Source organism: Pajaroellobacter abortibovis (assembly GCF_001931505.1).
GTDB lineage: Bacteria > Myxococcota_A > Polyangia > Polyangiales > Polyangiaceae > Pajaroellobacter > Pajaroellobacter abortibovis.
Window position 1 is genome coordinate 1,757,057 of the sequence record NZ_CP016908.1, and the last position, 22,872, is coordinate 1,779,928.

The 22,872-nt window shown below is 47.3% G+C and carries 22 protein-coding genes and 1 tRNA gene; 12 read left to right on the forward strand and 11 right to left on the reverse strand.

The window, feature by feature from the left end; all coding sequences use genetic code 11:
• Positions 1 to 39: 39 nt before the first annotated feature.
• Positions 40 to 1,725 (forward strand): Ig-like domain-containing protein, encoded by a 1,686-nt coding sequence (locus BCY86_RS08910; protein ID WP_075277415.1) that lies wholly within the window; start codon positions 40 to 42, stop codon positions 1,723 to 1,725.
• Between the two features lie 164 nt (positions 1,726 to 1,889).
• On the opposite strand, the gene BCY86_RS08915 is transcribed toward BCY86_RS08910, so the two are convergent.
• On the reverse strand, positions 1,890 to 3,947 hold the full coding sequence (locus BCY86_RS08915; protein WP_075277416.1) for a sodium-translocating pyrophosphatase: 2,058 nt from the start codon (positions 3,945 to 3,947) through the stop codon (positions 1,890 to 1,892).
• A 302-nt stretch (positions 3,948 to 4,249) separates the two neighbouring features.
• Here BCY86_RS08915 and BCY86_RS08920 point away from each other — a divergent pair, with 302 nt between their 5' ends.
• The 3 genes from BCY86_RS08920 (at position 4,250) to BCY86_RS08930 (ending at position 5,875) form a co-directional block, all read left to right on the forward strand.
• Complete coding sequence (locus BCY86_RS08920) at positions 4,250 to 5,173, forward strand: metallophosphoesterase (RefSeq protein ID WP_075277417.1); 924 nt, start codon at positions 4,250 to 4,252, stop codon at positions 5,171 to 5,173.
• Between the two features lie 75 nt (positions 5,174 to 5,248).
• A complete protein-coding gene (locus tag BCY86_RS08925; RefSeq protein WP_075277418.1) occupies positions 5,249 to 5,590 on the forward strand; it encodes a rhodanese-like domain-containing protein in 342 nt (113 codons plus the stop codon).
• Positions 5,591 to 5,605: 15 nt separating this feature from the next.
• A complete protein-coding gene (locus BCY86_RS08930; RefSeq protein WP_075277419.1) occupies positions 5,606 to 5,875 on the forward strand; it encodes a BolA/IbaG family iron-sulfur metabolism protein in 270 nt (89 codons plus the stop codon).
• A gap of 48 nt (positions 5,876 to 5,923) precedes the next feature.
• Here the strand turns inward: BCY86_RS08930 and BCY86_RS08935 are convergent, their stop codons facing one another.
• Positions 5,924 to 6,589, reverse strand: coding sequence for a hypothetical protein (locus tag BCY86_RS08935; protein ID WP_075277420.1), 666 nt, complete (start codon positions 6,587 to 6,589; stop codon positions 5,924 to 5,926).
• A gap of 19 nt (positions 6,590 to 6,608) precedes the next feature.
• Here BCY86_RS08935 and BCY86_RS08940 point away from each other — a divergent pair, with 19 nt between their 5' ends.
• Positions 6,609 to 7,379: a glycosyltransferase family 2 protein gene (locus BCY86_RS08940; protein ID WP_075277421.1), complete on the forward strand. Its 771-nt coding sequence runs from the start codon at positions 6,609 to 6,611 to the stop codon at positions 7,377 to 7,379.
• On the opposite strand, the gene purK is transcribed toward BCY86_RS08940, so the two are convergent.
• The 3 genes from purK to purB form a co-directional block, all read right to left on the reverse strand.
• Positions 7,330 to 8,472: a 5-(carboxyamino)imidazole ribonucleotide synthase gene (purK, locus tag BCY86_RS08945; RefSeq protein WP_075277422.1), complete on the reverse strand. Its 1,143-nt coding sequence runs from the start codon at positions 8,470 to 8,472 to the stop codon at positions 7,330 to 7,332. The two genes, BCY86_RS08940 and purK, sit on opposite strands and share 50 nt — an antisense overlap.
• Before the next feature lies 1 nt (position 8,473).
• Positions 8,474 to 8,971, reverse strand: coding sequence for a 5-(carboxyamino)imidazole ribonucleotide mutase (purE, locus tag BCY86_RS08950; RefSeq protein WP_075277423.1), 498 nt, complete (start codon positions 8,969 to 8,971; stop codon positions 8,474 to 8,476).
• Positions 8,972 to 9,040: 69 nt separating this feature from the next.
• Positions 9,041 to 10,339: an adenylosuccinate lyase gene (gene purB / locus BCY86_RS08955; RefSeq protein ID WP_075277424.1), complete on the reverse strand. Its 1,299-nt coding sequence runs from the start codon at positions 10,337 to 10,339 to the stop codon at positions 9,041 to 9,043.
• A 130-nt stretch (positions 10,340 to 10,469) separates the two neighbouring features.
• Here purB and BCY86_RS08960 point away from each other — a divergent pair, with 130 nt between their 5' ends.
• The 4 genes from BCY86_RS08960 (at position 10,470) to BCY86_RS08975 (ending at position 14,427) form a co-directional block, all read left to right on the forward strand.
• Entirely contained in the window at positions 10,470 to 10,913 is a 444-nt protein-coding gene (locus tag BCY86_RS08960; RefSeq protein WP_075277425.1) for a DUF6918 family protein, read from the forward strand.
• A complete protein-coding gene (locus BCY86_RS08965) occupies positions 10,910 to 12,439 on the forward strand; it encodes a cation:proton antiporter (protein WP_075277426.1) in 1,530 nt (509 codons plus the stop codon). The genes BCY86_RS08960 and BCY86_RS08965 overlap by 4 nt, the downstream gene beginning before the upstream one ends.
• 9 nt (positions 12,440 to 12,448) lie before the next feature.
• On the forward strand, positions 12,449 to 13,138 hold the full coding sequence (locus tag BCY86_RS08970; protein WP_075277427.1) for a potassium channel family protein: 690 nt from the start codon (positions 12,449 to 12,451) through the stop codon (positions 13,136 to 13,138).
• Positions 13,139 to 13,251: 113 nt separating this feature from the next.
• Positions 13,252 to 14,427, forward strand: coding sequence for a glycosyltransferase family 4 protein (locus BCY86_RS08975; RefSeq protein ID WP_075277428.1), 1,176 nt, complete (start codon positions 13,252 to 13,254; stop codon positions 14,425 to 14,427).
• Here the strand turns inward: BCY86_RS08975 and asnB are convergent.
• Positions 14,407 to 16,440 (reverse strand): asparagine synthase (glutamine-hydrolyzing), encoded by a 2,034-nt coding sequence (gene asnB, locus BCY86_RS08980; protein ID WP_075277429.1) that lies wholly within the window; start codon positions 16,438 to 16,440, stop codon positions 14,407 to 14,409. The genes BCY86_RS08975 and asnB overlap by 21 nt on opposite strands.
• On the opposite strand from asnB, the gene BCY86_RS08985 reads away from it, so the two are divergent.
• Together BCY86_RS08985 and BCY86_RS08990 are read left to right on the forward strand one after the other, a co-directional pair.
• Complete coding sequence (locus BCY86_RS08985; RefSeq protein ID WP_083604308.1) at positions 16,421 to 17,332, forward strand: nucleotidyltransferase family protein; 912 nt, start codon at positions 16,421 to 16,423, stop codon at positions 17,330 to 17,332. The genes asnB and BCY86_RS08985 overlap by 20 nt on opposite strands.
• Before the next feature lie 71 nt (positions 17,333 to 17,403).
• The gene (locus BCY86_RS08990) at positions 17,404 to 18,318 is read left to right on the forward strand and encodes a class I SAM-dependent methyltransferase (RefSeq protein ID WP_075277431.1); all 915 of its coding nucleotides are present in this window, start codon (positions 17,404 to 17,406) and stop codon (positions 18,316 to 18,318) included.
• Between the two features lie 3 nt (positions 18,319 to 18,321).
• Here BCY86_RS08990 and BCY86_RS08995 read toward each other — a convergent pair whose 3' ends face one another.
• The 4 genes from BCY86_RS08995 to BCY86_RS09010 all read right to left on the reverse strand — a co-directional run bounded on the left by BCY86_RS08995 (position 18,322) and on the right by BCY86_RS09010 (position 21,573).
• The gene (locus tag BCY86_RS08995) at positions 18,322 to 19,665 is read right to left on the reverse strand and encodes a 3-deoxy-7-phosphoheptulonate synthase (protein WP_075277432.1); all 1,344 of its coding nucleotides are present in this window, start codon (positions 19,663 to 19,665) and stop codon (positions 18,322 to 18,324) included.
• Positions 19,662 to 20,411 carry a pyridoxine 5'-phosphate synthase gene (locus tag BCY86_RS09000; RefSeq protein ID WP_075277433.1) on the reverse strand — a complete coding sequence of 250 codons (750 nt, stop codon included), beginning with the start codon at positions 20,409 to 20,411 and terminating at the stop codon, positions 19,662 to 19,664. Before BCY86_RS09000 ends, BCY86_RS08995 begins: the two co-directional genes overlap by 4 nt.
• Before the next feature lie 47 nt (positions 20,412 to 20,458).
• A tRNA-Lys gene (locus tag BCY86_RS09005) sits at positions 20,459 to 20,531 on the reverse strand.
• 46 nt (positions 20,532 to 20,577) lie between these two features.
• Complete coding sequence (locus tag BCY86_RS09010) at positions 20,578 to 21,573, reverse strand: glycosyltransferase family 2 protein (protein ID WP_075277434.1); 996 nt, start codon at positions 21,571 to 21,573, stop codon at positions 20,578 to 20,580.
• A gap of 158 nt (positions 21,574 to 21,731) precedes the next feature.
• On the opposite strand from BCY86_RS09010, the gene BCY86_RS09015 reads away from it, so the two are divergent.
• The gene (locus tag BCY86_RS09015) at positions 21,732 to 22,322 is read left to right on the forward strand and encodes a ferritin-like domain-containing protein (protein ID WP_075277435.1); all 591 of its coding nucleotides are present in this window, start codon (positions 21,732 to 21,734) and stop codon (positions 22,320 to 22,322) included.
• A 26-nt stretch (positions 22,323 to 22,348) separates the two neighbouring features.
• Here the strand turns inward: BCY86_RS09015 and BCY86_RS09020 are convergent, their stop codons facing one another.
• On the reverse strand, positions 22,349 to 22,819 hold the full coding sequence (locus tag BCY86_RS09020; protein WP_083604309.1) for a ribonuclease HI: 471 nt from the start codon (positions 22,817 to 22,819) through the stop codon (positions 22,349 to 22,351).
• Positions 22,820 to 22,872 lie beyond the last annotated feature (53 nt).

A 22,872-nucleotide genomic window follows, 5' to 3' on the forward strand; every position in this document is an offset into this window, starting at 1 on the left:
AAATTGTATGCATTTTCTTAAAAAGAAAGGAAATACTCAATGAAACTGTCCTGGCTGCGTAACGTACCCCACCCTTGTGTCACTGGATTCGCCCTCGCCCTGGTCACCCCCTTCTTCTGGAGTGGGACAGCCTCAGCAGACAAAACAGATCCCAATGCCGCTCGCCAGCAAGCCTGCGGGAATGATCCCTTCTGCTCGGCCGTCGAAATCCCCATCACCCTCACCTACAGCCAAGCCCTCAACACAAGTGTGGACACAGGCTGGGTTCCTAAATGCAAAGCTGTCAATGAACAAACCCCAGATCATTGTATTGAACAAAGTGAGTTAATACCTAAAATATTATATGGACAGATCCAGACTAAAGCTGGCTTTCAGCTTAATGCAGGAAATCCAACTGCCGTTATTACTATGAAGGGTTTTCTCGTTGCTAAATGGGACGGAACCGAATTTAACATTTCCGCATCACCTAGCGGAACAGGATCTGCTTCAATTAACTATGCCCTTTCCCCAACAGTCGGATTTTTCTTTGGATTTTCGTTCCTTAACGTTGCAATTCCAATGGAATTCCCACCCGAATTACTGTTGCCTCTAATTACAGGTCAAGCAGGCACACAAATGCCGACAGTTCCAGCTAAAGGAGAAACATCATTCAACCCCTGGGCACTTCAAGGGGTTAACATCCCAACAGCTGTTCAAGCAACTCCAGGAACAGGAACAGGTTTAGGATTACCCTCTTGGATTCAAATTACCAACAATACAAGTCCCCAAGAACCTAGCATTAGTTTTCTAAAGTGTACGCTTCAACAAATGGAAAATGCCGTTAGTGGTCAAGACTTTTCAGGAATAAACAACATCTTGGATCCTGCGGAAACAAAAATAGAGCTCAAGGCTGGCGTTAATCTTAACTTTAATTACCAAACCATCGAAATTCATATCTCAAATTTGAACGGAAGCATCCGAGGTCAAGATGGATCAACTCAGATTACATCCGCTAATTTATCTTCAGTTGCTTCTCAAGGTATGCTTCCCCTTACTGTCGCAACAAAAGGACAACTCGCATTTAAAGGACAAGTTACATTTACTCCTGATCTACAGCCCGTACCCAATTCAAAGAATGCACTTTTGAAAGGATTGGGAGCCACGTGGCTTAACGCATTGACGAAAAATTTTACAGATCCCCTGCGACAAAAAATCGATCTAACAACCACCATACCTACTATAATGAACTCAGAGACCACTACAGCCCAAATGCCCTTGCCTATCCTTGAAACACCCAAAAAGATAGGGTTCGGAGCTGTGGGTGTTGGATCGACGAATAGCCGCGATGTACTGATCCGCAACACCGGGAAGATGCAGCTGAACATCACTAATATCCAGAGCAGCAATCCTGCTTTTAGCATTGTAGCAGGTACCAATCAGATGATCAACCCAGGGGACACAGGCACGATCAAAATTACGTATGCTCCCAAGTCCTCTCAGCAGACCAGCGCGACCATCACGGTTGAATCCAACGACCCAACTGCACCTTCTAAGACTTTCGATGTGTCCAACGCTGCAGGTGATGAGGGTACGATCAGTGACGACAGTGGTACAAGTGGATGCAAATGCCAGAAGGGAACCTCCAATCCTTCGAGCGTTGTCTCTTTTCTAACTTTAGGTATAGGCTGGCTCTTCGCCCTAAGGCACCACACTCGCAAAATCCAAACTAAGAGCATGCACTCATGATTAAAAGGGCACCTTGAAGGTGCCCTTTTCTCTCAAGTCATCACGCTACAGTAAATGGTATCCCCTTTATAATGAATAAGATGATCTTTCTCGAAAAGAAAAACCGCTAGGGAAGAAGGGAGACACTCACCTTCTTTTGCCATAACCCCAGCGGAGCTCTCCAATCAAGCAATCAAGGGAGCAATCATGAGAGAAACGACCCCCATCACCTTGATCAAAATAGAAATACCAGGCCCTGCAGCATCTTTGAAAGGGTCCCCTACTGTATCCCCTACCACAGCAGCTTTATGCGCGTCAGATCCCTTCAAATGTCCTGGCAACCCCCCTTTCTCCAGGTATTTCTTGGCATTATCCCAAGCTCCACCTGCATTGGCCATCATGAGAGAAAGCGTCGCCCCTACAGCCAGCGACCCCACCAATGCCCCCGCCAACACTTCAGGTCCAAACCAAAATCCGATCAAAACTGGAGATAAAACAGCGACCGCCCCAGGCAAAATCATTTGTTTAATCGCCGCCGAAGTCGCTAGGTCCACAATCCGAGCCGGCTGAGGTTCTGCATCCGCTTGCCCTTCAAGAAGACCGGGTATCTCGCGGAACTGCCGTCGAATCTCCTCCACAATCGCACCAGCAGCCCGCCCGACTGCGGTCATTGTTGTAGCTCCCACTACACAGGGGAGCAAAGATCCGAAAAGTAAACCCATTAGCACTCTGGAGTCAGTCAAAACAAGCATCATCTCTGGTTCTCCATGGGCACGCCGCACCGCATTCACTTCCATGCTAAAGGCAGCAAAGAGCGCCACTACCGTCAAGAGTGCCGAACCGATCGCAAACCCTTTCCCGATAGCCGCAGTTGTGTTGCCGACAGAATCTAGTTCATCCGTGATGTCTCTCACCTCTTTTCCGAGACCAGACATTTCTGAGATTCCCCCCGCATTATCCGCAATCGGACCATAGGCGTCCACGGTCATGACCATTGCAGCTGTAGACAACATCCCAACCGCCGCAAGCGCGATCCCATAAAGACCGAGAAAAGCATTCGCAAGACTCCCTACAATGCACAGAGTCACCAGAGGAGCAGCAACGCTCTCAAGCCCCACAGCTATACCGCAAATCACATTGGTCCCCGGCCCTGTTAAGGCGCTTTCAGCAACTTTCCGAATGGGGGCCATGGACGTGTAGTAATCGGTGATCAGCCCGACAGCCACCCCTCCGATAGCCCCTATTCCCAGCGTGATGAGAGCTACCCATGAGATGTGATAATAGGAAAGCGCAGCGGCAGCCACCAACACCACAAGGAGCGGGGGCAGAATCAGAGCAAAGCGGAGGACTGTGGCAGGAGGAGAGTTGATCATCATCCGTGTGATCAATCCCCCAACCACCGAGACTGCAAGACCGATCGTAGCCAGGAATAGAGGAAGGGCAACCGCCACTACACGCAACCCATTTTCATCCATAAAGAGAGGGACCAGCGGCTGGAGAACGGACACCGGAAGAGTTAAGCCAAGCGCCATGGCAGCCACAATGGTAGCGACATAGCTCTCATAAATATCCGCACCCATCCCTGCAATATCCCCCACGTTATCGCCTACGTTATCAGCAATCACCCCCGGATTGCGCGGATCATCTTCAGGGATATTCGCTTCCACTTTCCCTACAATATCGGCACCCACATCCGCTGCTTTGGTATAAATCCCACCCCCGATGCGCGCAAAAAGCGCGATTGAACTGGCCCCTACCGCAAACGCATGGATCAAATAAGGGAATTCACTTCGATGACGGTAAAGCCCAAACAGAATCCCTAAGCCGATGAGACCAAGACCTGATACACAGAACCCCATGACAGCCCCCCCATCCAACGCTACAAGTAACGCTGCGGGTTTCCCTTTCGTGCGCGCAGCCTCAGCCGTTCTCACGTTGGCCAAGGTAGCTGTTTTCATCCCAAAAAAACCAGCAAGCAGTGAAAGGAATGCTCCCCCCAGAAAACCCACTGCTGCCAGAGAACCAAGCGCATAGAAAAGCAACGCGAAAACAATCAAAGCGTAAAGAGAAAGGACTTTATATTCACGCATCAGAAATGCAAGCGCCCCTTCTCGAATATAGCGGGCGATACGAGCCATTGCTTCGTTGCCCTCGGGGGCAGCTTTAACCTTACAAAACAAAAGAAAGGCCACAGCAAGGGCAGTCGCCCCCACTCCAAGGGCCTGTAGGGGTAGCAATTCCACGTGAGACTCCTAGTAGTAGCAAAAAATTAAAAGTTAACAAGAAACCAAATGAGACATGCGACCTAGATCTAGATTGATCGACTGATCAAGGATAAAGCCATTAAAGCCATATTCAACGATGAGTCATCCCCCTCCATGAAATTCTCTAGCAAATCGAGGAGAAATAGAATAGGAGGAAGGTTGAGGTTTCGTCAATGAAGAGGGCTCCTTTCTCCAGCTTCCCTTTCTTTTTAAATACTTGCCAAAAGCTATGCGCAGGGATTGCGCTATCATCCTGCGTGCTTGGATGCCATAAAAAGACTATGCCCCCTTCTAAGGAAGAGGCTTCTCTCTCTTCGCTCCCCTCCGCATCATCAGCTACCCCAGAACAAAATGCTGACCGAGAGAAGTCCATTCATTTGATCGCAGTTGGAGATACCGGGCGAGGGAACACCGCTCAATACCAAGTTGCAAAAGCGATCCAAAAAAAATGTGACCGAGAAGCCGGGTGTGACTTTGCAATTGTTTTAGGTGATGTGATCTATCCGAGTGGCCCCTCGTCTAGTCAAGATCCTCAGTTTAAAGAAAAATTTGAGAATCCCTATCAAAATCTCCATTTCCCCTTTCACATCGCTTTAGGGAACCACGATTACGGGCAATACGGCAAAGGGGAGCTGATCGAGCAGGCAAGCTTCGCCATGGAGTATGCACAAACTTCACCGCGATGGAAATTGCCCAATCCCTATTATCACTTCAAAGAGAAAGAGGCTGAGTTTTTTATCATCGATACGCAGACGATTATTAAGGGCTGGGCCCAAAGCCAAAAGCAGAAAGAAGAGGTCTCCAATTGGATCCAGGCTTCCGCCGCGCAATGGAAGATTATGGCAGGGCACCATCCTTACAAATCCAACGGGCCCCATGGGAATGCAGGGAAAGAAACGCTGTTTGGCTCCAATGAAGGGCAAAGAATGAGAGAGGCTTTTGAAGATTGGATATGCGGTAAAGTAGATATCTACTTAGCTGGTCACGACCACAATTTACAATGGATCAAAGAAACTTGCAAAGGAACCCAGCTGATCGTAAGCGGAGCTGGATCCGAAGCGACACATTTGCCAGGGCAAAATGAAGTGAACTTCCAATCTGACAAACTGGGTTTCGTGTTCATCGCCATCGAAGATACTCAGCTTAAAGTGGAATTCATCAATGCCCAGGGGGAAACGAGCTATGCCCAGCTTTTAACGAAGTAAGCCCCTCGAAGGAATTACCAACTCTCTTGAGTGATTTCTATCAACTCAATAAAATATCGACTATGGATCTTACCTATGAATGCAGCTCATTTACTTCCAACTGTCCGAAGGTTACCTCCACATGAACTCAAAGCTAAACTAGATGGAGAGGAACATTTCCTCTTACTGGATGTAAGGCCCTCCTCAGAGCGAGCGCTTGCCCATATTCCAGAGGCTCAACCCCTTGATGAAATGGGGGAGCAAGGACTCATGGCGCTTGACCGTGCGACGCCTCTTGTCTTTCATTGTCATCACGGCATACGTAGCTACCACGCAGCTGTAAAAGCGCTTCAGCTTGGGTTCCAGAATGTATACAACCTAGATGGGGGAATTGAGGCCTGGTCCTACCAGGTCGACCCAGCAGTTCCTCGATATTGATAAAGGATACAGAGAATGTCCAGTCTCCTTTCCTCTGATCATCACTCCATGATAGACACCATCAAACAAGCGATCCTGATGCACATCCCTGAAGCGATTGTGGAAGTGAGTGGGGAAGAAGGACATTATTCGATCTTTGTGATCTCTCCTCTTTTTAAAGACAAATCGACTCTTGAACGGCAGAGGATGGTCTATCAAGCGATAACCCCCTGGATGAAGGGAGAATCCCCGCTCATTCATGCGATCGATAGCTTACAAACACAAGTTCCCCCTTCTTCCACCTAAACGAACGAAAACGTCATCCTGACTTTATCCTAAGAGGAGTACGAAGGTTCAAGGGGTTGACGTAGAGAGAGATTTCAATGCGTGTTCATAGTCTTCCGCAGATTTTTCAATGACAGACAGATCTTGAAAGGCGCGGTTCGCTTCCGCTGACAGATCTTGCGTAAAGAGCGTCAATCCCCACCGACGATTCTCTTTTTTACGAAATCCATAGGATTCTCTCTGGGCTGTTTTGACGGTTGCCCAATCCCCCTTGATCTCAACCCGCGCGATTTGACCAAGCCTTTTGCGGAGACGTACAAACCACTGCCTTTTTCTTGCTAAAAGTGCAAATACCTCCGCACCATCCGCAGCTGACGCAATGCTTCGATAGGTAGAGAGCATAGCCTTTTTTTCTAGTTCAGGGTAGGTCGCTTCGATGCGTTCATAGGCCCTCTTCCGTGCATCCCGAATTGTGTAACAGGCCCATTGCGCTTCGGTTTCCAAATAGTTGAATACTTTCTCGGGATGGTCTTCTGTGATATCTTTTGCGATCTGCAGATAAGCCCCCCGTGGATTCGTATCCGATAAGAACAAGGACGAAACCAAAAACTCCCTTTTTGTAAACATGAGCCCCAAAAGCACACAACCCAATCCAATCAGACTGAACGTTTTTGTTCGGAGAGAGAAGAAGCATCTTCCCGATTTGACTACGGTTTGATTGTCTACTTGCTTCATTTGAAATGTATCCGCCCTTATGATCGATCAAAGCCAGATCTTTGTCATTATCCCAACCTACAACGAAGCCCCTCGCATCGGTCGAGTCTTAGCCAGGATCCCTTCTTACGTCGACCACGTTTTCGTCGTCAATGATGCGAGTACAGATTCCACCATCGCCGCGGTTAAATCCCACGAAAGCCCCCGATTGAAAATTCTCCATCATACTTCGAATCGAGGGGTAGGTGCTGCTATCATAACGGGATACCGAGAAGCGCTCAGAACAGAAGGGGGAAAGCACGACGTGCTGGTCGTGATGGCAGGAGACGACCAGATGAAGCCAGAGGATATGCCCCGCCTGATCGAACCCATCGCTTTCCAGACAGCTGACTATGTAAAAGGATCTCGTTTTGCACATCCTGACCTGAAGTGCATGATGCCCATCACCAGGAGATGGGGAGGACTCCTCTTCTCTTCCCTGACTTCCCTTGCGATGGGACAACGGATCTCAGATAGTCAGTGCGGTTATACAGCCATTTCAAGGCAAGCCTGTGAGCAAATCGACTTTGAAACACTATGGCCAGGGTACGGATATCCTAACGATCTGCTGGGGCAGCTGCTTCTCAGAGGGTTAAGAATTTGTGAAGTCCCTGTGCAACCGATCTATGCAGACGAAATCAGCCGTCTCCGTCTCTATCACTTGCCAGCGATCCTGTTTCTGATCGGTCGGGTCTGGATCCGTCGACAGAAAATAAGCTTGCCTAAGAGGGATCGCTCCACCGACGGTGGGCCTGTTGGACCAAAGCCATAGAACCCTCTGGCGTAGAAGCAGCAGCCCAAAGATGCCCCATCTTCCTACCTTGACAAGCCCCTTTCTTCCCATAGAGCACAACCCCTACATTAGGCATGTTCAACACAGCTGCCACAGAAACAGTTGGATCTTCAAGAAAGTGCTCCCCCAATAGATTGGCAATAGAAACGGGCTGGATCAATTCTGGTTGTCCAAGCGGCCAGTCACAAACAGCTCTGACAAACTGCTCAAATTGACTGACTCGACAAGCTTTTTCCGAACCATGGAAAGAATTATGAGGGCGAGGAGCCAGTTCGTTGACAAACACATCCCCTCCTTCCGTCAAGAAGAATTCGACTGTCAGAAGCCCTTCCACGTGCAGCAATTCAGCCATCGAACGAACGATCTCTTCCCCTTGTTTGACAGCATCCCTGGGAAGCATCGCTGGGATGGTTGAGAATGCCAAAATACCACGTTTATGTCGATTCATCGCAGGGGGATAGACAGCGATTTCACCCTGGGGTCTGCGGGCCACAAGAATCGAGAATTCAGCCTGGAGAGGGAGCAACCGCTCTAGAATACAATCCACACGCCCTAAAGAAGACCAGCCTTGAAGGGTAGAGATGGAGTCAGAAAGAAGGACTTGCCCTCGACCATCGTATCCACCAAAAGAAGTCTTGAGCAAGGAAGGAAGCCCTATTTGTCTAAGCGCAGATGTAAGCTCTGCTTCAGACCGAACAGGCGCATAAGGCCCCACGGGGAAGCCATAACGGCTCAACCAATCCTTCTGATCGATCCGGTTCTGGACAATCGCAAGCACATCCTTTGATGGACGGACAGGGACAAATTGACCAGCAGCCGCAAGACCAGTAAGACCTATCTTCTCTATCTCCATCGTAATTATAGAACAGGACTGAGCAAACTTGCCTATGGATACAGCATCATCCAAAGGGGCCTGCATATACAAATCTGCTATAGGCCTGGCAGGACAGACAGGATCTGGATCGAGCACATGGACAGAGAAACCAAGCGAGCGAGCTGCCATGGCGGTCATTCGCCCTAACTGTCCCCCTCCCAAAATGCCTAATGTGCTTCCAACAAAAACAGTTTTCATCTCACGATACCCGCGTATGTTGAAGTACTTCTTGCGTCTGTCGTTCTCGCCAAGTACGCAACCGACCCCTAATCTCAGGATAGCGGAGGCTCAGGATCTGAGCCGCCAAAATAGCTGCATTCGCTGCACCTGCCCGCCCAATCGCCAAGGTTCCTACTGGAACTCCTTTGGGCATCTGAACGATCGACAAGAGAGAGTCCAAGCCATCCAGAGGTGGAACAGGGACAGGCACGCCTAAGACAGGAAGAAGAGTCTGAGAAGCCAACATACCAGGAAGATGAGCAGCCCCCCCTGCCCCTGCAATCAAAACAGAAAGGCCTCTCGATTCGGCAGTCTTTGCATATTCCATCATCCAATCAGGTGTCCGATGGGCTGAGACAATTCTGAGTTCATGAGGAACGGTCAATTCCTCAAGGATCTGTTCGGCCGCAGAAAGGACCGACAGATCGCTCTGACTCCCCATCACCACACCTACCCATGGTGCCTGCTCTGCGCTCATGTTGATCAACCCTTGTCCGTTTTGCTATCAGTTCAGTTCAATAAAAGGTTCCGAATGGTACTTGCTAATTCAACCGGATTGAAGCGCGCGTTCAATCACAGAGGGGACATGTACCAGAGCGTGTTCCAGATCGAACAAAGAATCAATCTGATCAGCTGAAATCAGCGATACAATCTCTGGATCACCTTGAATACAAGCTTTAAAGTTTTCCCCCCGAAGAGCGCGCACCGCTTGTTTCTGAACAAGGCGATAAGCCACCTGCCTCGACATACCTGCCTCCACCAATTTGAGAAGAATGGCCTCTGAACAATACAGGCCACCTGCCTTCTCCAAATGCGCGTTCAACAACTCAGGATACACAACCATCCCTCGGATGAGAGAAGTGGCCCTTTCCAGCATAAAGCCGAGGGCTGTCGTCGCATCAGGCGCACTCCAGCGCTCCACTGACGAATGGGAGATGTCTCGCTCATGCCAAAGAGGGATGTTCTCCAAGGCTGGATTTACAAAAGATCGGACAATACGTGCAAGACCGCAAAGATTTTCGCTCAGAATCGGGTTGCGCTTGTGGGGCATCGCGCTCGATCCCTTCTGTCCTTGGGTAAAAGGTTCTTCCACCTCCGCGACTTCCGACCTCTGCCAATGTCGCAGATTGGTTGCAAACCGCTCCATTGCCCCCGCCAACAGGGCAAGCGCACAGAAGTAAGAAGCATGCCGATCGCGGCAGACCACTTGTGTACTGACTGTCTCCGGGGTCAAGCCGAGCAATTCTAAAGCGCGAGTTTCTATCGCTGGCGAAATGTGAGCATACGTCCCGACAGCCCCTGCCAACTTGCCGACAGCAATTTCGGTTTTTGCACGGTGGAGTCGCTCTCGACCTCGCTTGATTTCGGCATAATGGCTGGCAAGTGCAAGACCTAACGTGATCGGCTCCGCAAACATTCCATGGGTCCGACCGATCATAGGGGTCTTGGCATACTCACGACAACGTGCAGCCAATGCGTAGAGAAGCTGATCGCAGCGGGTCACCAACAGATCGGCAGCATCCCGCAAACAGATGGCCAAGGAAGAATCGAGGACATCGCTCGATGTAAGCCCACGATGAAGCCATCGAGCTTTAATCCCAATTTGCTCTTCGAGATGGGTCAGAAACGCGATCACATCATGCTTGACAGTATGCTCGATTTCTTCAATTCGATCGGGATTGAGAACAATGGAACGGCTTCGGATAGAATGGACAACCCCCGAGGGGACAATGCCCGCCTCTTCCATCGCCTGGCAAGCAGCAAGCTCCACGTCAAGCCACACCCGATAACGATAATGTACAGACCACAGTTGCTGAAATTCATGAGGAGTATAGCGAGGGATCATCGTACAATTGGAATCAATTTTAAGGTGGCATCTCAAAAAGGATTGGGGTTTAAAGAAGAGAACTTGGTATCAAGAAGAAAAAAGCTGATCCTGGTGGATCACTTACTAACCTGCGGTGAGAAAAATGACTATGGGAAAATTGAGCGAACGGCTGATCCATACTACTATACGAGATAAAGTCATTAAGGATTGTTGTGCACTCATTGAAGAAGAGGTACAAGGGAAAAGTGGAATTGCTGGGTTAGTGATCAAAGGGGCTTATCAAGCTGTTAAACGGATCAAGCCCAACATTATCCATCAAGCTGTTGAAGCCCTTTTGCCAGAATTTGCTCAAGCCTTGGATCCTCTTTACGAAGAGGCTATAGCGCAAGCGATGCCGGTGCAGTCATATTTCATGCAAAACCAGTCGCAAGTCACAGAAGCTCTCCTCGCCATTACAGACAAGCGCATTGAGAACGTCTCCATCACGCTGGTCAAGGCAACCTATCAAAAGCTGCGATCAGGAGCGAAAAAGCATGTTGAGAGCGCAATTCCTAAAATCGGTAGCATGATCGAAAGACACACAACTTCATGAGAGAGCATCTAGAAAGTCTCCTTCTTGCACTCGGGGTCGGTTCCCTTGTAGCCATAGGGGCCAAGCGGCTCCATGTGGCTTACAATGTAGCGCTCGTGATCATGGGGCTTTTGCTGGTGGTTGCCAATGTCCTCCCGAAGACGCCGCTTGACCCCGAACTCATTCTCGTCGTGTTCCTGCCAGTTCTCGTATTCGAAGGATCGCTTTTTGCCGATGCAGACAGTCTAAAAGATGCCAAGCGACCTATTTTTGCGCTCGCTGCGCCAGGTGTTGTCATTTCTCTCCTATGCACCGCTGCTATCGCTACGTTTGCCCTTAACCTTTCTTTTTCATCCGCTCTGCTCCTCGGCGCACTGCTGGCCATTACTGATACAGTCAGTGTCTTGTTGGCCTTTCGAAGTGTCAGAGCCCCCCATCGTCTCGTTTCGATCATGGAAGGGGAGAGCTTATTCAACGATGGGACAGCACTCGTTCTTTTAAGCGTGGCGACGAATGCCTCTCTTCGAGGAGGGTTCAGTTCTGTCGAAATCTTACGCTCACTGATCGTCGCCATCATCGGAGGGGTCAGTCTCGGAGCTGCTTTAGGCGCTGTGGGAACAGCGATCCTCCGTCGAACCCCCGATCATCTAACGACGATTTTAGTTTCCTGCGTCCTTGTCTTCACAACATCCCTTCTCGCCGAACGGATGCACATCTCCTCTGTCATCGCCGTCGTAGTCGCGGGGCTTGCAGTGGGGCGAGCGGCCCGCAATCTCCTCGAACCTGCTCACGTACTGGCGTTGCAAGGCTTTTGGGAAACGGCAGGATTCGCACTCAACGTATTCCTCTTTCTCTTAGTGGGGATGCAAATCCACCCGCAAATGTTGATCAATGAGTTTGGCTCGATCGTGGTCGCACTGATTGCTCTTCACGTGGGGCGAGCGGTCGCTGTCTACGGCTGCTTAGGAAGCCTTTGCGCATTAACTCGCGAAGTCATCCCTCTGCGTTGGCAGCATGTCATGGTTGCCGGCAATGTCAAAGGGGCTTTGTCGATGGCAGCTGTCCTCGCCCTCCCCGAGGATGTCCCTTCACGCGATCGGTTGATCACTATCGTGTACGGAGTCACCTTTATAACGCTTGTCACCCAAGCACTCCCCTTTGCCAAACTCCTCAATCTTCTCAAGGTCACTAAAGCCATCCCCGATGCGACCCTGGAATCCGCTCGTGCTGCCCGGATTTCCGCAAGACGTGGACAAGCGGAATTGGATGAATTGCTCGCCTCCGGACTGATCTCACGGAAAGATCACGCTGAAAAACAAGCCATGTTTCAACGGACAATCATTGAAGCAGACGCAACTGTACGCGCAAAGCTCTCCCCCTTCACCCACAACCATCTCATCGACAATTTCCTCTTCCAAGCGCGCAAGGCAGCTGTACTGGATGCCGCTCGCAGAGGATTAATCAGTCATGATACAGCCCACAAGCATGTTCAAGATCTCGATCGCACTTTCGTCCATTTAACAACCACCCCTGATCAAAGTTGTTAGGTTTAACCCATGCGCATCTTAATTGCTGGAGCCGGCCGGGCAGGCCTTCACGTAGCGACCCATCTAGCCCAATTGGGACACGTTGTTATCGTCGTAGACCGCGATGAAATGGTCACAAAACATGCCTTTGAACGATACGGTCTCATCGCCTTTGCTGGAGACGCTACGGATGCAAGCCTCCTCAAAGAAGCAGAAGTTCACCGAGCAGACATCGTCGTGGTCATGCTTCAACGAGACGCAGATAATCTAGCCGTCGCTCTCCTCGCCAGAGCAGCCGGAGTCCAGCGCGTGATGGTGCGAATGCGCGATGCGGAATACCGCTCTGTCTATAAATCTGCAGGGATCAACGAAATCCTATCCGAAATTGACATCTTCATCGGCGCATTGGCCACCGCAATCGAACATACAGAAGTACAGCACGCGATGATCCTAGGCGGAGGACAATCGATCGCCTTTGAACTCCATATTCCCGAAGACGCCGCTATCGTCGGCACCATGATCAGCGATATCGCCGCTGACCCCGATTTCCCTGCCTCCTGTGTGTTCGCCGGCATGTTCGAATCTGGAGGCGAAGTGCAAGCCCCCCGTGGATTCTCCGTCGTCAAAGGAGGTATGACCGTCCTTCTCGTCTCGCGCTGTTCGGACATCGGCAACATCGTTTCTTTCTTCCTCAGACGTTCTCCCTCTCGTCTTTCTTAAATCTCGACGAGTCACAGCATAAAGCTCTTCATTTATTGTAAATCCACTCCATTAAAAATGAACTCACACAAGCTGTACATTTAAAACGATTATTAATATAGATTTTTTATTTTATGGAAAAATTAAAGCTACTTCATATTTTTAGCTCATCAAATCCTGGAGGACTAGAAAAAAAAGGATGGATCGCAATCGGAGCGATGAACTCACTTGCTTATTCTAACGATGTTATTTTTCTAGAAGGAGCAAACATAATGGTTCCTTTCTATCAAAAGATAGCGAATCGCGTTCTTTCTCTTACTAAATTTAATTTTTATCAAAAATTTCTTCGCGTCACGCAAGAATTAGATAATGGATGTTATGACGTCATTTTTACTTATGGAATTAGAGCAGGATTTCTATTTCATTTAATTTACATGACTAACGAAAAACACAAAAATACTGGTCATGTTATTGGATTAAGAGCAGATTATTCCGCCGCACCTTTTCGCCGATGGATGCATGCCTACTTGTCATTTCATGCGGACCTTGTCCTATCCAACTCACAAGCAGCTCTTGATCTATTCGCTTGTTATAACTATTCAATAGCTTCATCAATGGTGGCGGATGATGGTATTGATGTTGCTCTTTTTTCTACAAATCACGATCAAGCTACATTAAGGGCAAGATTAGAACTCCCTATAGATAAAAAAATTATTATTTGTGTAGCCCATTTCCATCCACAAAAAAGACATTCGTTTCTCCTAAGAGCATTTTCCAGAACCATCAAACGATTTCCCAATACTCTTTTGATATTGGTAGGAGATGGTCCTCTTTCAGACTCAATCCGTCGCTATGCAAAGCAATTGAACTTGGAGCAACATGTCAAGTTCATTGGTTTACAGACCAAGCAAACAGCAATTGCAGATTTACTTAACGCATCAGATATATTCGTTCTTAGCTCTTCTTTCGAAGGATTACCAGGAGCAATTATGGAAGCGATGGCTTGTAGTCTCCCAGTGGTTACAACACATGTAGGAGGCGTTTCTCAACTTGTCGTACACGGAGTAACAGGTTATTTGGCAGATGCGTCTTCAGAGTCAGAGTTGGCCTGTGGACTTAATTTCTATCTCCAAAGCCCCACGCTTGCCAAAAAAGCAGGCCAAGCAGGGAAAAAGCGTGTATGTGAACGCTTCACAATCAAAAAAATGGCACAAGGCTGGGAAAACGCTGCTCAATTTGCATTCACTAAGAAACAGAAAAAGCTCTCTTCACACATTTATCAATCATTTTCATCGCTTATAACTGTTTGACGAGAAATGCGTATTTCTTAAACTGTTGGAATCAATTGACTTTCCTGATAAACGATCAAGCCATAATTGAAACACAAGAATAGTCCACAAAAAAGAATCTAAACGATTCTTTCCTTGTATATAATTCTTCCACAAATTACGTACTTGAGGGGCTTGTAAATATTCATTCTCATTCAACCTGTCCGACATTATTATATCATTCACCCACTCTTGCATGGGACCTCGTAGCCACATGCCAATTGGTGTCCCAAATCCCATCTTAGGCCGTTCCACGAGTCTAGTCGGCAAGTAACGCGATAACAAATTTCGCAAAATAAGTTTTCCTTTACCCCTCTTCAGTTTAAAAGCAAGAGGCAGTCTCCATCCAAATTCAACCAACTGACGATCTAAAAAAGGTGCTCTTGATTCGAGGCCATGCGCCATGGTAGCGCGATCGATTTTGACTAGAATATCATCGACAAGATACATAGATGCGTCCGCATACATCATCTCTTCGGAAGGAGTAATTCCTTTAGGCCAAGTCTCTAGATGATCGATTGGAGTGATAGAATTGGGAACGACAAAAGACATAAATATGCGAATATCCACATTTCCGTTCAGACAACCATAAATTTCCTGTGGACGAAGCAGGATAGAAAGCTGAGCTGTTTTTCTCAATTTCTCTGGAGATACGTTCAACCAATAGGAATTCAATCCAAAGCAAGAGTGACCGTATTTCCAAACAGATAAAAACACAGGATCAATGAGATAACTGAGGCACTTTCGCACACCCTGCGGAAATATCTGAAAAGTGCACCATAAGTTTCGGAGGAAAGGAGCCCTTTGATAATGCCGGTATCCTGCAAACAATTCATCGCCCCCATCTCCAGATAAACTCACAACCACATGACGTCGAGCTAGTTCAGCGACAAGATAAGTGGGGAGCTGAGATGAATCTGCAAAAGGTTCATCATACAAAGAGGGAAGTTTAGCAGCAATGCGGATCATATCCTGAGGCGTCATATAGGTCTCAATAAGCTCTGCTCCCAAACAACAAGCTACTCGTTTCGCATAAGGAGCTTCATTATAGTTCTGTTCATGGAATCCAACTGAAAAAGCTTTAAGGGAAGACGAAGCCATTTGTTGAGCATAGGCCACCACTAAAGAAGAATCGATTCCACCAGACAAAAAGGCTCCCACAGACACGTCTGACAACATTCGCTTGGACACTGCCCGTTTTAACAAATGATGGAGCTCTTCTTCTGCTTCTTTTTCTGTCCCTATAAAGGGATGAGCAATCCCATCTTCCACAACCTCTCGAAGCGACCAATAAGGCTTAAGAGCTCTAGAAAAATCATCATAGCGTGCACTTGGAAACGACTTCGCAGTCATCTCAAGTACTGTACCCGGAGCTAGCTTATATATTCCTTCATAAATAGACCACGGAGTAGGGATATAATTATATGTAAAATAAAGAGAGACAGCGTGCTGGCTAATTTTTTTTTCGAATCCAGGAAAACATAAAAAAGCTTTGAGCTCCGATGCAAAGACAAAACATTTACCAACCCAGCCATAATACAGGGGTTTCTCGCCAAATCGATCGCGAGCAAGACAAAGGATTTGATTTCGTTTATCCCAGCAGGCTAGGGCAAACATCCCTTCAAATCGCTTGCAAGCTTCCACCACACCCCACTGTGCTATACAAGCCAGAACCACCTCTGTATCAGATCGGCTGTTAAACCGGTGACCATACTGCTCGAGTTCTTTTTTTAGATCTAAGAAATTGTAAATTTCTCCATTCAAACTCAAAACGAATCGATCACAATGAGAATGCATAGGTTGCGAACCAATTGAAGAAAGATCTAAAATAGCAAGCCTACGAAACCCCAAAGCAACTCCCGCCTTGAGATCAACCCAACTACCACTGTCATCTGGCCCTCTATGTGAAAGCACATACGACATACGATTAATGGTTACACTGAGTTCTTCCTCATTCTGATTATAGGAATCTAAAATGCCCACCAATCCACACATGAATCAGCAACCTTTATCTAAAAATCATTATAATACTTGTCGAAAAAAAAACATCGATATAAATTACACTATGTCAAGCAATTGGATTGCACATCATGCATCCGTTCATGCCTTATCTTTAGTTCAAAAAGCATGTGACACTCATTCCATTAAAATACTTCCTGTTAAGGGAATCTTAACTAGTTATTTACTATACGAAGATCCTTTTAAACGAACGCTATCTGATGTAGATATCCGCATATCTCAAAGTGATCTTGGAAAATTGCTTTCCATTGCTTCCAAATATGGTTGGAAAATCCTTCGTTATTGTCCAGAATACAAAAACATTATTTTGTCAATTGGCGGCATCCAGATAGATGTCGAAACGACAGTAGGCCCACCCGGTGTATGCAGTCTTACCGTTGAAGAAATGCTTACTCAAGCCAAAGAACATACTTCTCCATTTGGCTTTCCTCATCTTCAACCAGAAATTCATCAACACGCTCTCTTACTATGCATGAACATTTTTAAAGACAAACTTATCTATGCTCAAAAGTGGGCCATCCAAGACGTAGAACAAATCATCACGCATAAAAATTTTGATGTTCGTAAATTTATTCATCTTGTAAAAAGGAGTCACAATCAAACGATTTTATCTATTGTTGCAAAATGGCTTTCCATTCATCACTCATCGAAACCATGGACTAATATTTATCAAAAACTCGCACCCCGCATCCCGCGACCTATCTACGCTCGCTGTATTCATTTCTTAATAGAAACCCATGATCCCTTTCCTTTTGCCTTAAAAATAGGGGCTCGGCTCGCATCTGACCATCCACCAACTCGTAAGCTCGCTTTAAAAAAGTTATATAAATTTGCAAAAAAAAAATATTTAGTCAATCTTCTTAGCTAAAGAAAGAGCCCAAAGTGGATAGCAGAATATATTTATTTACCTATGTATCATAATCAGTAAAAAAGCCCACCATGAATTCTCAAAAGAAAAATCAAAATCTTATCCACTTACAACCTGATGAATTCAAAGTCGTTCATGGCTTCGGAGAGGAATGGACCCGCTTCGATCAATCTGATCAAGAACTAGAAAACGAGCTGCAAACCATATTCAACCATTATTTCAGTATCTTCCCATGGGACGATATCCCTCCTAATGCTGTAGGATTTGATTTTGGTTGTGGAAGTGGGCGATGGGCTAAATTAGCTGCCCCCCGTGTCAGAAAACTCCATTGCATTGACGCTAGCGAAGCTTGTCTAGTAGCAAGCCAAGCAGCATTAAAAGAGTATCCAAATTGTCAATTTCACCTCGGTTCCATCCACAACCTGCCTTTGGAAGATGAATCAATGGATTTTGGCTATTCTTTAGGAGTGCTCCACCATTTAGCCGAACCGATTAAGGGATTAGAAACATGTGTGCGCAAATTAAAACCAGGCGCCCCCATGCTCATCTACCTATACTACGCACTCGAAAATCGACCCATGTGGTTTCGCAAACTATGGATGCTCACCGATATAGGACGAAAACTTATCTCATCCCTACCACCAAAAGTACGCTTCTTATGCTGTGATCTTATTGCCGCCACTGTCTATTTCCCGCTCAGCCGTTCAGCTGCATTCTTAGAAAATACAGGAGTCAATGTCCATAATATCCCTCTAGCTGCCTATCGCGACAAAAGCTTCTATACGATGCGAACAGACTCCCTCGACCGATTTGGAACACGTATTGAAAAGCGTTTCACCAAAGACCAGATCCAAGCTATAATGGAGCATGTAGGGCTAGTTGATATTGCTTTCAGTGAAAGCCTTTACTGGAGTGCCATTGGATATAAAGTTCCTCGACCCCAGAAAGAGGATACCCAGGTAGATTCTATCAATTATGAGAATTGAGAATTACTTAAGTGAATAATACAGATGAACGATAAGATTGAAGGCTTGGTATGGGTTGAGACGGGGGTCGCATAAGCTGGAATAGTGATTCAGTAGGTCTTCTTCTTGGATTTGTGAATCAATGCATTCGGTGACGTTTTCGCCGGCAAATTCAAAGTGGATTCCACCCAAACAAGACTTCCCCTCTCGATGGATTTGAAGGGAGAGTTCGACTTCTTTTCGAATGTCTTCAAAACGGCGGGTCTTGATTCCGCGGGAAGTAATGTGGGTATTGCCGTGCATAGGATCGGTCATCCACAGAACAGGGTGCCTTGATTTTCTAATCCCATCGACAAGAGAAGGGAGCACTTTTTCTACATGAGCAAGCCCCAATCGAGGGATGAGCACCATTTTCCCTTCTTCTTTTGATGGGTTGAGGCGATCGAGCAGCTCGATGAGATCAGCACCTTGTATCTGGGGCCCCAACTTAACTCCGACAGGATTGCACACACCTCGAAAGAACTCTACATGAGCCCCTTCCAATTGTCTGGTGCGCTCTCCAATCCAAGGGAAATGGGTTGTCAAGTCATAGCATCGACCTGTGTGAGGAAGCGCATAAGTTTGTGCTGACTCGTATTCCAAGTGAAGACCTTCATGACTCATGAAGAGCGATAAAGGTCTTTTTAATTCTGTGAGGAAACTCTTTTTTAAACGCTCAGCCGAATACACCAATCGGGCGAAAGAGATGGATGAAGGAAGAGATAGGACGATGCCGTTTTCTGGTTCTTCCTTCTCGTCGAAAAACAAATCCCAAATGACATGGGCATCAGCAGGAATATCAATTCGGCTGAAAGAACGGATGAAGTTGAGCGTCAGCGCTGCACATTGATATCCTTGCAGCAATCGGAAGGGATCCGGATTCCGAGCAGAGGCTGAGAATTCCACCCCATTGACGAGGTCGCCGAAATAATTAGGCAACTCGACCCCTTGACGCATTTCAGTAAAACGGGAGCGGGGTTTCGCATATTGGCCCGCCAGGCGCCCTATGACCGTAATTGGCCTTCCTCCCCGATTCAACATACAACTCATTTGAAATAGAATGGCCAGCATCTTGAGAATGCAACGAGGCTCACAATCTTTGAAGCTCTCCGCACAATGCCCCCCTTGGAGAAGAAACCGCTCCCCTCGTTGAGCCTCTCGAATTTGAGACTTAAGGGAATTAACCTCTGCGATACCTACAAGAGGGGGGAGCTTACGAAGGTGAACTGCAACTTCCTGTAGGGCATACGGATCGGAATAAGAAATCGGATAAGCATTCAACTTGAATCGCCAGGAATCTGGAGACCAATCGGGTTGCGAGACACTCATGGGCAAACAGACGATTTTTTTTCAGCAATCAAGGATAGATAAGAGGGGACGATCTGTGCCAAACCGAGCAACACAGCTTCGCTTATTAAATGATGACCAATAGATAACTCATCAAAGCGTACCTGAGCGAGCAGTTCAGGGAGATTCTGTAAAGTCAGATCGTGCCCCCCGTGAACACGCAAGCCACTCCGTACCGCCGTAAGCGCCACCTTTCGAATCTCAGCGAGAGGAGCAGCATGTTCCTTACGTTCCCACGACTCAGCATAGAGGCGTGTATTGATTTCAACCGCATGAACCCCTGTCTGTTGGAGAAAAACCACCGCCGATTCTTCTGGATCACAGAAGATAGAGAGGCGGCAGATTGACTTGAGACGTGCAACTACTTGCCGTAAGCGTTCTTGATCATCATACGTGCGCCACCCTCTCATGGAGGTCAGTTCCCCGGGGACACTGGGAACAATCGTATATTGAGTAGGGCGAATACAGGACACCAAGTCAATAATCGGTTGACGCAAATCGGCTTCCACATTGAGCTCAACCTGACCATCGCGGATGAGTGGAAGATGGCGAAGTGCAATCACATCATCCAGCGTAATATGACGCCCATCGCTACGAGGATGGACGGTAATGCTGCGTACTCCAGCAGCAATCACCAGGCGCGCTGCTTCGAGCAGATCGGGAGAACAACCCCCTCGGGCATTCCGCAAAAGTGCTACTTTGTTCAAATTAACAGACAACGTGGTCATCGGAACTCAGCGCAAGCAACACCCATATCATAGTATAAGAAAACGGGTGGGCCATGAAGGACTCGAACCTTCAACCAACGGATTAAGAGTCCGCTGCTCTACCAATTAAGCCAATGGCCCTGACTGCGACGTATTGCTACCTCACATCACAACAACAAAGAATCTATCATTCTTTCTGCTTCTGTTCCACACAATTAAAAGTGCTTCTCACTGCAAAAAGAGGTCGCTTCAACACTTCGCTGTGAATTTTCGCAATGTAGAGACCAATGCTTCCCATCGCAACCAGCAGCAAGCCTACCAGAAAGGTATTGAACACAACTGCTTTCGCGAGAGGAGTATAGTGCCACTGTGTGGACACAATGTAAAACGCAAAAAAGACCCAACACAAAGCGAGAGCGCTGAACAGAGTCACAAACAGGCCAATATAGAGCACAAGGCGGAGAGGAAATTGGGAGTGAGACAAAAAGCTTTGGATACCGAGCTCCCACAAGCGACTGACGCGGTAGGTAGGTCTCCCTCGAAAACGGGCATTGGCCTCGAACTCAATGATCTTGCGACGATATCCAAGCCAATCCACAAGCCCTCGAAAAAGACGCTGCCTCTCCTGAATCAGGAGCAATGAATTACATACCTTGCGATCCAACAGGCGAAAATCTGTATTGCCAGGAAGCGTTTCGATTTCTCCGAAGCAATTCATAAAAAAATGGAAAGCCTTGGCGCTCAAATGCCTAACAATCGTTTTCCCTTCCGTACTTTTACGGACCGCAACCACCACCTCCGCCCCTCCTTTCCATAGGTCGACCATCTTTGTGATCAACTCAGGGGGATGTTGCAAATCCGCATCGATACAGATCACTGCATCCCCTCGCGCATAAGCAATCCCAGCGCTCAAAGCAATTTCTTTACCAAAATTTCGAGAGAGATCGATGACTTTGACATAAGGACACGTCTCAGCAACTCGGATAAGAACAGCCAAAGAGTAGTCTGCACTGCCATCATTGACAAAAAAATACTCCCATTCAAATTCTTTTAACGCATGGGTAATGGACTCGCAGTGGTCAAAAAACGCCTGAATATTTTCAGCTTCGTTGAAAACAGGGACAACGATGGAAATTCGTTTTTTTTGAACGTCCTCTTTCGACTCGACGATGTCGGTATCCATATTAATTCCCTACCCAACTGCCTTGCTGACAACAAGCAATTGATTTGTTTTCAAAGAAACGCAGTGACTCCTACAAGCAAAACGGATTATTTTAAGAACGTTCTATTCTAAATCACGACCTTAATTTCCCACTTCATTGGCTAAAAGAGAGCAGATTGATGAATCCATTTGAACTATTTATAAATCAATTACCTCAACATCCTGATCTTCACGCAAAGTTCGTCAACACACTCAGCATGCTAGAGTACATAGGAGCCAGAAAAATCCTGAAGAGTCAGCAAGAAACCACCTTCTCTTTGCAGCTCTTGACCCATGCCTCCGAAGAGATCAGACATGCTGAAATCCTAAAAAAGGTGGTTCTTAAGATGAGTAATGGACAGCTGACCTCTTATGATGAAGAGGATCTCTGCTGTGGAGACGCTGCTCGCACCTACTTTCAAGAAGTGGATAAGAGGATCGCAGAGGTTCTTCATACACACGAAACATGGGTTAACTACTTATTCACAACGTTGGTGATCGAAGAGCGCGCACATTACGTCTATCCAGTGTACCACACGATCCTGACAGATGCCGGTGTCTCGACTGTAGTCAAATCGATCCTTCGTGAAGAAACCAAACATCTAGAAGAGATCCGCGGGCATCTGGAGCAACTTCCCATTCAACAAACACTCCTCCCTCAGATCAGAGAAATCGAAGAAAAAGCTTTCCACACCTTTGCTCGTCGACTGGTTGAAGCGTCGGAAAAGTGATCTTCAAAAGAGAAAAGCCATTTGTTTTAGGAGGATAGCGGGAGGGGATTTGATCGCTGCGATTGGATTGCCGTCCGCGCCAATGCATCCGCTCGTTCGTTAAGGGGGATCCCTACATGACTCTGAACGTAAACCAGACGCGTTCTTGTACGATGGGCAAGAGCTTGTTTGATTTCTTGGACGAGGAGTCGATTGGCTTTGACCTTCCACGATTTGGTGAGAACCCCAATCGCATACTGGCTATCTGTATAAAGAGTTACGTAGGAAGCATCAAGGGGGATCCACTTAAGCGCGAGCAAAATGGCTGTCAGTTCAGCAATATTATTCGTAGAAGCCCCTAGATATTCGTAACCTTCATATCGATTACCAGCAGGGTCAATGACAACCATACCGCTTCCTGCAGGACCAGGATTGCCTGAGCATGCACCATCTGTATAAGCGATCCAATCCCTCTTTTCCGAGGCAATAGGTTCGCGTCTAGTCTCGAAAATGGTCATGTCCCTGAGTCACTTCCCATTCTTCCCAACAAGTAAAGAATCGATCCTGCTTA